At 45.7% G+C, this 13083-nt stretch carries 15 protein-coding genes and 1 riboswitch; of the genes, 6 read left to right on the forward strand and 9 right to left on the reverse strand.

All coding sequences use genetic code 11. The features are described 5' to 3' along the window. The first annotated feature begins 187 nt into the window (after window positions 1-187). Together ACNA6I_RS06125 and ACNA6I_RS06130 are read left to right on the forward strand one after the other, a co-directional pair. Window positions 188-1426, forward strand: a complete 1239-nt coding sequence (locus ACNA6I_RS06125; RefSeq protein WP_048003575.1) for an MFS transporter — start codon at window positions 188-190, stop codon at window positions 1424-1426. Beyond that, window positions 1423-2730 carry an amino acid permease gene (locus ACNA6I_RS06130; protein ID WP_159129657.1) on the forward strand — a complete coding sequence of 436 codons (1308 nt, stop codon included), beginning with the start codon at window positions 1423-1425 and terminating at the stop codon, window positions 2728-2730. The genes ACNA6I_RS06125 and ACNA6I_RS06130 overlap by 4 nt, the downstream gene beginning before the upstream one ends. Here the strand turns inward: ACNA6I_RS06130 and hemG are convergent. Further along, window positions 2716-4104, reverse strand: a complete 1389-nt coding sequence (gene hemG, locus ACNA6I_RS06135) for a protoporphyrinogen oxidase (protein WP_063191496.1) — start codon at window positions 4102-4104, stop codon at window positions 2716-2718. The genes ACNA6I_RS06130 and hemG overlap by 15 nt on opposite strands. A 154-nt stretch (window positions 4105-4258) precedes the next feature. Continuing rightward, window positions 4259-4363, forward strand: a riboswitch (SAM riboswitch). Between the two features lie 82 nt (window positions 4364-4445). Between hemG and fbpA the strand changes: the two genes are divergently transcribed. After that, entirely contained in the window at window positions 4446-4643 is a 198-nt protein-coding gene (fbpA, locus tag ACNA6I_RS06140; protein ID WP_048003572.1) for a Fur-regulated basic protein FbpA, read from the forward strand. A gap of 85 nt (window positions 4644-4728) precedes the next feature. On the opposite strand, the gene ACNA6I_RS06145 is transcribed toward fbpA, so the two are convergent. The 3 genes from ACNA6I_RS06145 to ACNA6I_RS06155 all read right to left on the reverse strand — a co-directional run bounded on the left by ACNA6I_RS06145 (window position 4729) and on the right by ACNA6I_RS06155 (window position 6711). Further along, a complete protein-coding gene (locus tag ACNA6I_RS06145) occupies window positions 4729-5190 on the reverse strand; it encodes a hypothetical protein (protein ID WP_416313070.1) in 462 nt (153 codons plus the stop codon). Then, window positions 5190-5978 (reverse strand): hypothetical protein, encoded by a 789-nt coding sequence (locus ACNA6I_RS06150; protein ID WP_416313071.1) that lies wholly within the window; start codon window positions 5976-5978, stop codon window positions 5190-5192. Before ACNA6I_RS06150 ends, ACNA6I_RS06145 begins: the two co-directional genes overlap by 1 nt. Before the next feature lie 151 nt (window positions 5979-6129). Further along, on the reverse strand, window positions 6130-6711 hold the full coding sequence (locus tag ACNA6I_RS06155) for a lysophospholipid acyltransferase family protein (RefSeq protein WP_048003569.1): 582 nt from the start codon (window positions 6709-6711) through the stop codon (window positions 6130-6132). A gap of 118 nt (window positions 6712-6829) precedes the next feature. Between ACNA6I_RS06155 and ACNA6I_RS06160 the strand changes: the two genes are divergently transcribed. Beyond that, entirely contained in the window at window positions 6830-7120 is a 291-nt protein-coding gene (locus ACNA6I_RS06160) for a hypothetical protein (RefSeq protein ID WP_252266484.1), read from the forward strand. A 37-nt stretch (window positions 7121-7157) separates the two neighbouring features. Here ACNA6I_RS06160 and ACNA6I_RS06165 read toward each other — a convergent pair whose 3' ends face one another. The 5 genes from ACNA6I_RS06165 to ACNA6I_RS06185 all read right to left on the reverse strand — a co-directional run bounded on the left by ACNA6I_RS06165 (window position 7158) and on the right by ACNA6I_RS06185 (window position 11759). Next, entirely contained in the window at window positions 7158-7592 is a 435-nt protein-coding gene (locus ACNA6I_RS06165) for a DUF2512 family protein (protein WP_252266483.1), read from the reverse strand. A gap of 57 nt (window positions 7593-7649) precedes the next feature. Next, complete coding sequence (locus ACNA6I_RS06170) at window positions 7650-8423, reverse strand: aminoglycoside 6-adenylyltransferase (protein WP_252266482.1); 774 nt, start codon at window positions 8421-8423, stop codon at window positions 7650-7652. A 108-nt stretch (window positions 8424-8531) separates the two neighbouring features. After that, a complete protein-coding gene (gene spoIIP, locus ACNA6I_RS06175; protein ID WP_159129653.1) occupies window positions 8532-9638 on the reverse strand; it encodes a stage II sporulation protein P in 1107 nt (368 codons plus the stop codon). A 166-nt stretch (window positions 9639-9804) separates the two neighbouring features. Next, window positions 9805-10188 carry a CotD family spore coat protein gene (locus ACNA6I_RS06180; protein ID WP_367259452.1) on the reverse strand — a complete coding sequence of 128 codons (384 nt, stop codon included), beginning with the start codon at window positions 10186-10188 and terminating at the stop codon, window positions 9805-9807. Window positions 10189-10289: 101 nt separating this feature from the next. Next, window positions 10290-11759: a flavin monoamine oxidase family protein gene (locus tag ACNA6I_RS06185; RefSeq protein ID WP_416313072.1), complete on the reverse strand. Its 1470-nt coding sequence runs from the start codon at window positions 11757-11759 to the stop codon at window positions 10290-10292. Window positions 11760-11924: 165 nt separating this feature from the next. On the opposite strand from ACNA6I_RS06185, the gene ACNA6I_RS06190 reads away from it, so the two are divergent. Both ACNA6I_RS06190 and ACNA6I_RS06195 read left to right on the forward strand, forming a co-directional pair. Continuing rightward, on the forward strand, window positions 11925-12146 hold the full coding sequence (locus ACNA6I_RS06190) for a hypothetical protein (RefSeq protein ID WP_063191491.1): 222 nt from the start codon (window positions 11925-11927) through the stop codon (window positions 12144-12146). A gap of 55 nt (window positions 12147-12201) precedes the next feature. After that, window positions 12202-12951, forward strand: coding sequence for an AAA family ATPase (locus ACNA6I_RS06195; protein WP_063191490.1), 750 nt, complete (start codon window positions 12202-12204; stop codon window positions 12949-12951). Window positions 12952-13083 lie beyond the last annotated feature (132 nt).

Genomic DNA, 13083 nt, shown 5'->3' on the forward strand with positions numbered 1-13083 from the left:
CAAGAGGCTGTGCGGCTGCAGCCTCTTTTTGGTGTGCTCCTTTAGGTGATTGTAAATAAGAATGCCTACTTACAATCGACCACTCTGTCACTTGGAATAATTTAAGACGAATTGCACTCGAAGCCGTGCCGCATACTGGTAAGAAGGAACATTATTTGAGAAACCATAATGACTATGAGGTGTCAAAATGAACGATCAATCAAAAGTGAGTAACTGGTGTGTCGTCAGTATGGCCTCCATCCCACTCGTCATGACGCTGGGGAACTCCATGTTGATACCAGTACTTCCGATTTTTGAAAAGAAGGTTGGCATCTCATCCTTCCAAACCAGCATGATCATCACGAGTTATTCTATTGCTTCCATCTTCCTTATTCCCATTGCCGGCTATTTGTCGGATCGGTTCGGACGGAAAATGGTCATCCTTCCGAGTCTTGTGTTTTCTTTAATCGGCGGTCTGATTGCAGGCTACGCATCATGGAAAATGAATGATCCTTTCCTTTGGATCATTATCGGGAGGGTCCTGCAAGGGATCGGTGCAGCAGGTGCAGCCCCCATCATTCTGCCCCTTGTAGGTGATCTATACAAAGATGATGATGAGAAAACAAGCTCATGCCTTGGAATCATCGAAACGTCCAATACGTTCGGCAAGGTATTGAGCCCCATTTTGGGAGCGGCTTTCGCGGCTTTCTTATGGTTCCTGCCGTTTTTCTCCATCTCTTTTTTCAGCCTTATTTCCATCCTGCTGGTCATTTTTTTCATTAAAGTACCTAAAAAAAAGGATGCCCCTGTCGAACTTAAGGAGTTCATCAAGAAAACGAAAGGGATCTTCAAGGAGCATGGCAAGTGGATTTGCACAGTATTTACAATAGGTGCGTATGTGATGCTGGTCCTATTCGGCATTCTTTTTTACTTGAGTGATTCATTCGAAAAGATCCATCACTTATATGGTGTGAAGAAGGGGTTTGTCCTGGCGATCCCTCTGCTTGCCCTTTGTGTCGCTTCTTACATCTCAGGAAAGAACATCAAAGGAAATTTGAAACGAATGAAAGGGATCATGCTTGGCTGTCTTGCCCTCTTGACCCTATGTGTGCCATTCGTCGGTTTTCTCAGAGAACAGTTGGTCTTCCTGCTCTGCCTCACAGGTTTAATCGGGATAGCCATCGGTGCCCTTTTACCGACCCTCGATGCCCTGATTACGGAAAACATTGAAAAAGAAGAACGCGGGACCATTTCTTCGCTTTATAGTTCCTCCCGTTTTATCGGTGTCGCTGCAGGACCCCCTTTGGTTTCGCTGGTTATGAAAAATGGGTTGAATGTGAGTTTCATCGGTGCGGGACTTTTTGCGGTGATCATCATCATCTTGGTTCTGTTTTGGGTCCACACAGAAGAAAAAACGAACCCGCAGCAGGCTGGAGGATCATCATGAAGAATCAATCAGCTGAGCCTTCTCTTTCCTGGTGGCATCTTTCCTTGATCGGTGCTGGAGGTACGGTTGGGACGGGGTATTTCCTTGGTACTGGAATTGCGCTGAAATCATCGGGCGGGTTCACCATCCCTGCGTTTCTTATCGCTGCGTTCGCAACCTGGATCGTGTATAAACGGCTTGCCATGATGACCATGGCCGATCCTTGCGAAGGATCCTTCTGTACCTATGCTGGAAAAGCATACGGAAGATGGGCGGCGTTCCTGTGCGGTTGGATCTATTGGATTTCCACCGTATTGATCATGGGAGGTCAGTTAACCGCCCTTGGGATTTTGTCCAGGTACTGGTTCCCTTCCATTCCCCTTTGGGTTTTCACCCTTATCTTTGCGGTGCTATCCATCACGGTCGTACTACTCGGAGCAAGGGGATTTGATATAGCGGAAGACTTTTTTTCAGTCATCAAGCTTTCAGCACTTGTGATCTTCCTATTCATCGGGGCATCACTGTTATCTGGAGGCAGAAACCACTTCCACCTGAATGGTTCAATGCCATTAGATGAAGGATTCAATCGGATGAGGACTTCCTTGATCTTTGCTTTCTATTCCTTCGCAGGCATCGAAGTTATCGGGCTGATGGCTTCCCGGCTCACGGAAACCAAAGACATTTTCAAAAGCGGGAGAGCACTGATCCTTTGCCTTGGCTCATTGTACGTATTGGCCCTTTGGGTGACAATGAAACTGCAGGCACCCACCCACTTTTCCAGTGAGGAGAGCCCATTTATATCCGTCCTGAATCGTGGACATGTCCCCATCGTTGCCTCATGTTTTAACGGCGTCATCCTGATAGCCGGTTTTTCTGCATTGGCTGCAGCGTTATTCAGCGTCACCCGCCTCCTTCGGTCTATGGCGGATGAAGGTGAAGCACCAAGGATATTCAAAAGAAAATGGAAGAGGGATATCCCTCTTCCTTCCCTCTGCCTCTCCGTTGCCGGTATGGGAATCGCCATCATTGCTTCTCATCTCTTGCCAGGGATCATCTTTGAGGCCTTCATCACTGCCGCAGGCATCCTGCTACTCTGTAATTGGGCATTCATCCTGCTTTCATCCTTCAAGCTACTTGACAAAGATGTCAGGAGAAACGGAGTGAGCCTGTTTGCATTGGCCATCCTCGTGTTGGCCATCAGCGGGACGTTCACACTGAAGGAAAGCAGATATGGATTCTATTTGAGCATGGTGCTTCTGGTGCTGATCAGTTTAGCCTCCCTGCTGTTCAACTATAAGTCATCCCGTCGTTTAGCGAAGTCGTGAAGACAGCAGCTCCGCTGTCTTCTTTCCATTCTGTATACAGGCACCAATGCCCACACCGTAATAGGAAGCGCCAGCAAGCATGACCCCGGGGAATTCAACAGCAAGGTTTGTTTCCAGTTGTCTCACTGATTGTGCATGTTCCATATTGTAATTCGGCATCAGGCCGGACCAGTCCGTTACTTCCTGAAGAATGGGCTGTTTGCCTTTGATGCCGATCGTCGCCTCTATATCCCGGAGTGCTATAAGAAGCAATTCATCTTGAGTGAGATCATGGATCTGTTCCCAATGTGGATTGGAATCCTTATAGAAAAGCCTCACAAGAAGCTGACTATTCAAAGAGGTATGCTTCCACTTCCTGCTGGTCCATGTGCAAGCATCACATTTAACCCCGTTTTGTTCTTCCGCAACGATGAACCCAGTGCCATCTGCAGGCAATACGGTGTCAGGGAGTTCAAATCCAAGGTATATACTTTTAAGGGATTTATTCTTAAGGAGTGAAAAGCCTTCATCCAGTACCGGGTGCCCCAAAATCTTCCTTGCCTGATCGTGCGGAATCGCCAGGACGACTGCATCCGCTGATATGATTTCACCATTGGTGAGCTCCAATGAATAAGTGCCACCGGCTTTTTGCAGACTTTCCAGTCCGTTCCCCTTGTACTTTTCTGAATGCGGCGTGCGCTCATCCAATCGATCGATGATGGCAGATAGTCCGGTTTTAAACGAAACAAATTTCTTATTGGACTTCCCCTGATGTTTTTCTCGGTTGATCCATAGACCCTTCATGATACTGCCATAGTCATTTTTATAATCTAATAGGTACGGAAGTGTGGAGGACATGCTCAGTGTGTATAAATCTCCTGAATATACACCCGATAAGACGGGTGCAATCTGGTTTTGAACGAGCTCTTTCCCCAAGAAGGACTCCAGGAAATCCCCGATGGAATCTTCCTTGGTGAACGTCTCATTCACCGTTTCGAAATCCCGGAGTGCAGCCCTTTTTCCGTCATCTGAAATCAGCGTACTTTCCATCAGGGAATCTATTGTCATGGGGATACCAAACACCGAATCACTTGGAATCTTATGTAATGTGTCCTGAGTATAGATAAACGATGTACCCGTTTCGTTGTACACAAGTTCATCCATAAGCCCTACCTCACCGATAAGCTCAAGTACCCCGGGATGTCTTGATACAATGGAATCTGCACCGGCTTCGATAATGAAGGGATCCGATGGAATCGATTTGATTTTACCGCCAAATTTATGTTCCCCTTCAATCAAAAGGAGCCTTACCTCTTCATCTTTTAAGTATTCCTGAAGGTAATATAGTGTCGTGAGACCGGTGATACCTCCACCGACAACTGCCACTGTCTTCATCCTGTTCACTCCAAACGCTTAATTCATTCTATTCATACGGTATCATGATTGGCCGGGATATTCGAGTGATTCACTCTAAGTTTGTGTGTCTGAAAACGCACATTAAACCAAGTTGACAACTTGGTATACTTGGTTTACAATATAAACAATACAATACTTATCAAGAGAGGTAGAGGGAATGGCCCTGTGAAACCTCAGCAACAGATTCCTAATGGGAACACTGTGCTAATTCCTCAAGCAGCTGCTTGAAAGATGAGTTGAAGAGTCCGGGCAATCCTTCTTCTTATCCCGAAGAGGGATTTTTTTATCCTCTTCCTTACTATCCATGAGGAGTGAATACGATGGAAACTACGCAAAGAAGGAATGAATTGATCAATAAACTGATCGTCCATAAAGTGTACAAAAAAGGAGAAAGGCAACTGTTTGAACTGACCCTTGAAGAATTGGAAGAGGAGTTTCGCTGCGTAAAAAAAGAATGTCACCCACACACTGAGTCCGGCTCCATCCATTGGGTAAATGGTGCCAAAGCGACCCTTTAAACCGATCACGAACCCCCATCTGGTTAGGTTCAAGCCATTCAATAATGAGATATTGAATGGTTTTTTTATGGTCTGTTCCTTCCTTTCACTCTTTTCCTACTGCGGCAATACCCATTGCATGGTGCTCCCAAAGCATCTGGGTCACCCATTCTTCATCCTTGTTCCCGCAGTTGATGATAAGGATGATCTCAGATGGCTGAGCATGATCGGTCAGGATTTGTTTTCTCTCCTTGAACTTAACCAGGAACAGGTCTATAAGGAAACCAAGGACTAGTCCGCTCCCTGCACCAATCAACCCCCAATAGATCGGCCCCCATTCCAATACAAACCCACGACTAGTGGTTATGACCGAAAAGATGACAGCCAGGAACATACCTTTATTGAGAAGGGAATGGCCATCAGAATAATGGATGGAGTCAAACAGCCTTGTTTCTTTCTTCCTGCTTTCTAGGGGGATGGCATATAGATCATCCAATCCCCTCTCTTCAAGCTTGACGATGCTCATCTCAATGTAGGATGAATGATTGAACGATGCGATGATTTGCACTACCTGACCCTCCATCCTCTATCAATCAACAAAGATCCCTTCTGATAATACTTTTTTAGAAGGGCCGACTGTTCCCGGTTGAAAAGTTTATTGTTCTCTATAACCCCCACATACGCATCATATATGGTGAAAAAATAAAAGGATGGCATGTACAATAACCATTGTTTATCAAGCACATTTATGGCGGTTTCCACTCTTCCTAAAATGAGATAATGAATTCCCTCCAACAGGTGGGAGTGGTATACGTAAATAACAGTGGTCACCAGCGTGAAAAGACCGGATACAATCCGATGATTATAAAAATGCCCGACGCTCGGTATAGCCATCGACCAAAAGAACGCTGAAACAGGGCATCGCTTGTCGAGATAGTTGATTTCTAAAGGACGTATAATGAGTCTCTGATTGATGGTCGACTTGTTTCCTATATGACTCAAATAAACCTTATTCAAGTCGACGGCGGTTCTGTAACTATCCCATATGGCAAACAAGTACACCGGAATATACAAGTGCATGAATTGTACATCGAGGACGCTTTTAGCTGCGTCGATGTCACCCATGAACGTGTAAACCATGGCTGTATTCAGATGGATGGTCTGGTTGATATAGATCTCCCAAATCACCAGGGCGAAACCTCTAAGGTATTTGGAAAGAAGGAGATGACCGAATCCCGGAAAAGCCATGGACCACAACGCGGCAATCATGGGGCTCCTCAAATGAATCTGTGTGGTGCCGAAAATACTCACGTATGCAAGATTCCCTTGTTCACCGGCATTATTCAACCGTTTCATTTGATACTCCTCCCTGCTCCATTCTTTGGATAGTTTCTGCCATGGGAAGGGATTCATACCTGTTCAAATGAAATTAAATGATATGTATGAATACCGAATCATACAAAAAGCTGTCCGGACAGACCTAAAGTCGGATCTGTCCGGACAGCTTTCAGCTTATTTTTTGGGCTTCTTTGATTAACTCATTGATTTTCCCTGATAAAACCTTTGTTTCCGCGGTCATTTGTTCCTTGTCTTTTGCACGGACGGTGTATGGTTGGCCGATAACGATAACGGCTTTATGACGGTTACGCAATAGTTCTTTAAACGATGTAGGCCCGTGATAGGCTGCCGGTACAATGGGTACCCGTGAGAGGTTTGCAATGGTGATGGCACCGCGCTTTGCTTCCACATCCTCATCTGAACGGGTTCCTCCAGGGAAGACACCCACGATCGACCCTGCCCGGAGGAGCTTAACGGGCTTCTTGATGCTTGAAGGGGAAGGGTTCTCACGATTCACAGGAAAGGCATGAATCTTATGTAAGATATAGGCGGGAATCTTGCGGTCAAATAATTCCTTCTTCGCCATAAAGTGAACGGGTCCGGGCATACTGAAGCCTAGAGCGACGACGTCGAGCCAAGTTTTATGGGAACACGTCACGATATAACCCCCATCTTGTGGAAGTAGATGGGCATTTCGAATTTCCACTTTTCCAAAAATCAATTTTGCCAGGTTTGCGAGAAATGAGTACATGAAATCACCCCATCATCTAGTTTTAATACCTGGTACTAATTATAGTGGAAATCCTCCATTTTACAACTACTAATTTTTATGGGCACCTCTCTGAAAAATAGGCAAGGCAACTGGTACAATGAAAAAGATGACCATGATGAATTCAAGGAGGACGCGGAATGGATCCACAAGGACAAAAAAAGTTTCTATCTTTGTTTTACAAAGGGTTCAAGAGGGCAAGGAAGAAGAGGCTAAAGAAATTTTAATGGAGAACTTCAAAAAACAGCAGAATGGGACCTTCTCAAATGAAGACGTCCACTCCTTCCTCCCAAGGATCACGGCATTACTTGAAGAGGGAAAAATCAGTGAGGTTCAGGCATTGGTAGAACAGTTTTCCATGACATTCAACAAGACTGGAGATTCCCGCTGAATCATTGAAAAGGACGGTATGGGAGCATACCGTCCTTTTATCTTTCATCCCTCTCGAGGTCAGGTTGAAATTCCTCTGATGCTTCGGTTTGATAATCCTGACGATAAACGGGGGCAGAGGGCTCGGGCGAAAACACATTTTTCCTGAGATGACGGTGAAAAAACCACTCGAATGAGCTCACTGCCACTGCCGCCACAAAAGACCTTACAAGAAAGGTTTGAGAACCAGTCACCATGGCCGAACTGAGAAAATAAACCACGATGGAGCTCAAACCAAAGTCTGCAAGCACTGCCCAACCGTTCGTTGTCCTTGGCAGCAGGTACAAATCACCGAGGAGATAACCGATCAGGACGAGTACACCAGTCAATGCAATGATGGATCCCATAGTTAAATTTTGAATCCCTGCCAACACCGTGTAGAGGATCAGGAATGTGACGACCAGTTTTAATAGAAAAGCTGAAACATACTTCAAGAACATCCCTCCTGCCTTTAGGGTTTGCAGGGAAGAACGGATTATGTATCAGACTTCCTACTTTCTTATGCCTTCCAATGTACTGAGCATGGTATCCAACAGTCGGTTTCCTTGTTCGTCTTTCCACTCTGACCTGATCCATCCTCTCTCGGCTTCAATCAGTCGCAGGATCTCACTGGCAGCCTGCTGATGAGTGAAGGGTCCTATGAGCCCCATAATTTTCTTCACATTTCCGACAAGTTGCTCAGGAAGACTCGTCTCAAGGGTTTTATACCCGAGCTGTGCCCTCTCAGGCTTGTATCGTTGCAAAAGCACACTGGAGAAATTCCTCATTGTGTGCTGCAGCATTTCCGCGGCCCAAAGATCGTTTCCCCTTCTCATCGCTTTGAGGTATTGAAATAGGAACCACCCGGTGTCACCAGCGAATTCGTTGAATTCGGCATCGGATAATAAAAGGTTTTGACTTCTCTCGAATGGGCTCAACTTGCCTTCAGGGTCATAGATGACCTTGAAATAATCTTTCTGCTTGAATGTCTTTTCCGTGACCGTGAAGAGGTCGACATGAAGCAGGTCTTCATATACCGCGATGATTTGTGGCGCGATGATGAACAAATCATCATGGAATAGGAGCTTCCCGTAGGCTTCCAGGTGTTGAAGCCGGTCCTGGAGGAATGACGTCAGATCCTGTTCCTCGATAAGGCAATAAAGGTCCACGTCGGAAAACTCATCTTCCTCTTCACGCCCCATCGATCCCTTTACATAAATGCTTTTCACCCTGCCATCTTTTTTCAGACTATCTGCAATGGCTTCGACAGCAATCTTTTGCTTCATCCCCCACACTTCCTCTTTTTTAATATTACGCCATTATATTCCTTATTCGTGTTTTCTTCAATTCTTTTTTATTTCTTCCCAAAAAAAGAACAAGCCCATGAGGCCCGTTCAATTATTTACTTCAATTGCATCTTTGTGATAATATTCTGCAAAGATTTCAGCGAAAGCTTCTGTAGAGTTGTAAAGTTCCACCAGGTTATTCTCTACCCCTCCGAATTCAAGGAGCAGGGCCCTTTCGGTCAGATCCTGATTGTATACGCCATTCCCCTCTGCCTTTGTTTTGACGAATACCCCCCTGCTGATGCCCGGATAGTCTTTTTCAAGCTTGGCGTGAAGATCCCTGGCAATTTTCAGGTTCTTTTCATAATTTTTATTTTCCTTCCCTACAATAAAGAAAAGGCGGGCATACGGTTTCCCGTTGATGGTTTTAGTGGTCACTTTCTTTGGCTGTGAGTCCCGGTGTACATCGATGATATAATTCAGATCTTCGTCCTGGGCGATGGCTTCCTGGACGAGACCCCTTGATAATTTATAGGATTCATAATAGGTCCAGCTCTTTTCTTTCAGTGCCTGATTCACATCGGTTTTGTCCTGGATGGTCCCGATGCCTTTTGACTCCAATTCCTGTTTCAGCTTGGCGCCGACTGCGATGACATTGACTTTTTCGTTCGTGCTGGCCGGATCGCTCGATTGATTATTCTTAATGAGTGGACTGAATGCTTCCCAGCTGTGGGAGTGATAAATGAATACAGACTTCTTGTCCACTTCTTTTACCCCGTCGTCCTTGGAGTCATTCGCCTGGTCGATCTGGTCCTGGTCCACTTCCTGATTGGTCAGCTGCTCATCGGTTGGTGCTGGTGATTCGTACGGTAGATTTGTAATATCAGTTCCCTTACCTGCTACCGCTATATGGGTATGATAATTTTCAATTCCGGGTATTTCCCTACCAAACAAACTCCTGGGATCCAATAGGGATACATTCGTGACACTTTCAAGCCAATCAAAATCATGATTGAGCTGATCTTCATTGGCTATCCTCAATCCCGTCATCTCCTGTGAAAGGAGCATAAGGAAGGTCTGTTTCGGAACCATTTCCGATACAGAGGAATACAGGAGGCTATCGACCTTCAGCTTGATGGCCATGGTGGAAATAAGCCAGATGGAGGCATACATCACAATGACTCCAATTACGACAACCCTTATGATAGCTTTCAATGAGACGGCGACGAGTGGAACTAAACTGTTTCGGTTTCTAGGAAAATTCGGCATCATAAGATCTCCCATTTTTTAGTTTTACTAGTTCAATCTATGCTCCATGGATCGATAATAGAAGGTTTAATTCCTCACAAAGGAAAAAAGCACCCCGAAGGATGCTTTTATACTAGAACCACCTGCAGCCACAGCAACGGTTGCGGTTTCCACATCGATTGCCTCCTTCATAGCGACCACGATCATCATTTGCCGGACGGACCCATCCGCTTCCCGGACTTACCCTTCTGCAATCAGGACGATTGACATCCCTTCCACAGTCGTAGTTTTCAACCACTGTTTCGTTGACCTCCCTCGTACGTACAGGGTAATAATTTTCATTACGGACAATGGTACGGTTGACGTTGATGATTTCAGTCGGGTGGATGTTCTTAACAGTGCGCGTTTTCGTACGGGTATTCACAACGCGCTGAGTAGGGTTTACGATGACTTCATCACGATCACGATCTCTATCACGATCAGGCGAAACTCTTCTGTTGTGTTGGTAATTTCCCACTTATTTTTCCCCCTTTCCTACTAAAATACCTTACTTGATAGAGTATGCTTCATAGAGGAAAAGGTGTGGGATAAGCTCCTATTTTCATAGATTTGGGTATGCTATCTTGCATTCAACTCGTAAGCGGCCCTGATTCCAGATTCGATAGCCCCTTCCATCCATCCGTGGAAGGATGAGGTATGCTCCCCTGCAAAATGAAGTCTTCCCTCAGGTTGCTGGATATAGTCAGCAAAATCCGTTTCCTGCCCAGGGGTGAATAACGTAAAGCAGCCCGCTGAAAATGGATTGACGCTCCAATTGTACACTGCATAAGAGCTGATTTCCGTGTAGACCCTGGGGCCATAAAACTTTTCAAGATCTTTCAAAACATTGGCAAGAACATCTTCTTTAGACATGCTATTCAATAGAAGGGCATTCTGACCCCAACTGTAGCTCGCCAGAAGGACACCGGGCCGGCCACTGCCGATCCCGTTACTCGGCACATATGTGAACCGGGACGGAAGATCTGAGGTGATATTGCCGATCTTCATTTCCTCCCAGAACCTGGTTTTAAACTCTATACCAACCTTGACCGCAGGGACATTGGTCAATTCCGTTATGGCTTGCCACTTTTTAAAGGAAATAGACTGATAGGGTTCAATGTCAATCGTCTGCAAAACCGTGAAAGGAACGGTCACCAGGGCAAAATCCCCCCTGTGGACGCCAGGTTCTCCGTTGCGTGTATATACTTCAACGCCGTCAGGCCCCTGCACGATCCGGTAAACTTGTTGATTCATGAGCAGGTTTTCTTTCAATTCTTCCTGGAAGGCATATGGAAGACGATCATTTCCTCCTGTGATCTGATTGAATTTCGTTTCTTTCCTGAAGATCGGATAAATGATGTCGGTGAGAATATCGGCAAATGAAAACTCCGGGAATCCTTCTATCCCGAGGAGCACGCTGATCATTCTGATGGCATTGAGAGAAAGGGGGTTTCCGTAGGGACTTTCCCGCAGGAATCTGCCCATTGAGTAATTCGAGAATTCCTCAATAAGGCGTTTGCGCTCCTCCCTGCTTCCATTCTGATAAGCTTCGATGAACGGTTTGGTCGTTTCCAGGAAAAGCTGTTCCGCCGTCTTGCCTTTTTCGGATTCGTTCAGTGGAAACCCTAAAACATCCGGATTGTTCTCATACTCTTCAACCGTTTTATAGACCCCATTCACATACAGCTTGTCGTATGGCGTGGTGTTCAAAAAGGCATTGGTCGGCAGGTTGAACATACGGATGTACTCCATGACCAATCGATGGTTATCCGGAATCCTCATGGCTCCCATATCAAGGTAGTTCCCCTTAGAAAAAGGGGAACGTTTCGTATACACCCTGCCTCCGAGCCGATTATTACCTTCCAAAAGTGTGACATCATGTCCAGCCTTCTTCAATAATGATGCTGACACTAGGCCACTGAGTCCTGCCCCTATGATCAAGATTTTTTTCTTCCCTTTTCCCTGCGGCAGGCCGCGTTTTATGATGGCGAGCATGTCGTCAGGATAGTCAGGAGAACGTGTCCCCGACCTGATTCTCCACTGATTCATATTCCCTCCCCCTTTCTTTATCCCATCATATGTGCGAGAGGCCAACCCTATACGCAAGAGAACGTGTGTTTCTTTTTGTGGATATCTCTGTTATACTGAGGATAGTCATTGGGTCTAAGAGACTGTATTTAGTCAATCCCTTTAGTGATCAAAGGGGGGAAATCTATGACACGTGATGTTGTAGTCAAACTTTTAAAAACGATGAAGGAGTTCGATGAAAGTGAAATCACTCATACCTTCATGAGTGAAGAACCCAAAGAGATCTCCATTTCATTCGACAGGGAAGGGCAGCTGTTTCTACTGAAGACTGATCCCCATTCTGTAACCTACTATTCAGACATCGAAGACCTCACTTCCATCATCCTGGAACTGACGTCATCCTCATAAGAACAAGTGGGCATCATGTATAAATGATGTCCTTTTTTATTATAAGGAGGTTTTTATGCATACGTTCAGCTATCTGAGAAGCATTATGTTAAAAAGAGAAGAGGTTCCCTCATTTGACCGATACCCATTTAATATCCCGAGCATCCGTACCCTCGACGAAATCAACCTGGACCGTGATGTGACCTTTATTGTCGGTGAAAACGGCATGGGGAAATCAACCCTTCTCGAATCAATAGCTGCTGCCATGGGATTCAACCCTGAGGGAGGCTCCCTCCACCTTCAGTTTTCAACGTTTGATTCACACAGTGACCTTGATCAATATCTCCGCATCATCCGTGGTCCAAAAAAACCCACAGATGGCTATTTTCTACGTGCTGAGAGCTTTTACAATGTAGCCACCCAGATTTCAAAACTCGATGAAGACCCTTTTGGCGCACCGATCATCGATTCGTATGGCGGCAAATCCCTTCATGAGCAGTCCCATGGGGAAGCATTTTTCTCCACATTCATGAATCGCTTCCGCGGTCACGGAGTCTATATCCTGGATGAACCGGAAGCTGCCCTTTCCCCACTGCGACAAATGTCTATGCTGACAAGGATCCATGAGCTCGTCAATCAAAAATCTCAGTTCATCATTGCCACCCACTCCCCTATCTTGATGGCCTATCCCTCCTCAACCATCATCGAGCTTGGCGAAGACGGTGTAAGGGAAAGGAAATTGGAAGAAGTCGGACACTACCGCATCATGCAGCAATTCTTCAATGATCATAAAAGAATGATCCACCATCTGTTGAAAGACGATTAATCTTCCTCTAAAAAAGCTGGGACAAACTAAAAAGGTTCCATTATAGATTCTTTATACGCTCATGCAAGACTTCGCTTTCCGCGGGTAGCCCGTGAGCCTCCTCGGGTCTCACAAAAGCTACTCTTCCCGCAG

Source organism: Rossellomorea sp. FS2, assembly GCF_047915635.1.
Lineage (GTDB): Bacteria > Bacillota > Bacilli > Bacillales > Bacillaceae_B > Rossellomorea > Rossellomorea marisflavi_A.

Bases quoted from the DNA above. Each gene is read 5' to 3' on its own strand.
- ACNA6I_RS06125 (WP_048003575.1), top strand. From the start codon at position 188: ATGAACGATCAATCAAAAGTGAGTAACTGGTGTGTCGTCAGTATGGCC.
- ACNA6I_RS06130 (WP_159129657.1), top strand. From the start codon at position 1,423: ATGAAGAATCAATCAGCTGAGCCTTCTCTTTCCTGGTGGCATCTTTCC.
- hemG (WP_063191496.1), bottom strand. From the start codon at position 4,104: ATGAAGACAGTGGCAGTTGTCGGTGGAGGTATCACCGGTCTCACGACA.
- fbpA (WP_048003572.1), top strand. From the start codon at position 4,446: ATGGAAACTACGCAAAGAAGGAATGAATTGATCAATAAACTGATCGTC.
- ACNA6I_RS06150 (WP_416313071.1), bottom strand. From the start codon at position 5,978: ATGAAACGGTTGAATAATGCCGGTGAACAAGGGAATCTTGCATACGTG.
- ACNA6I_RS06155 (WP_048003569.1), bottom strand. From the start codon at position 6,711: ATGTACTCATTTCTCGCAAACCTGGCAAAATTGATTTTTGGAAAAGTG.
- ACNA6I_RS06160 (WP_252266484.1), top strand. From the start codon at position 6,830: ATGAAAAAGATGACCATGATGAATTCAAGGAGGACGCGGAATGGATCC.
- ACNA6I_RS06170 (WP_252266482.1), bottom strand. From the start codon at position 8,423: ATGAAGCAAAAGATTGCTGTCGAAGCCATTGCAGATAGTCTGAAAAAA.
- ACNA6I_RS06185 (WP_416313072.1), bottom strand. From the start codon at position 11,759: ATGAATCAGTGGAGAATCAGGTCGGGGACACGTTCTCCTGACTATCCT.
- ACNA6I_RS06190 (WP_063191491.1), top strand. From the start codon at position 11,925: ATGACACGTGATGTTGTAGTCAAACTTTTAAAAACGATGAAGGAGTTC.
- ACNA6I_RS06195 (WP_063191490.1), top strand. From the start codon at position 12,202: ATGCATACGTTCAGCTATCTGAGAAGCATTATGTTAAAAAGAGAAGAG.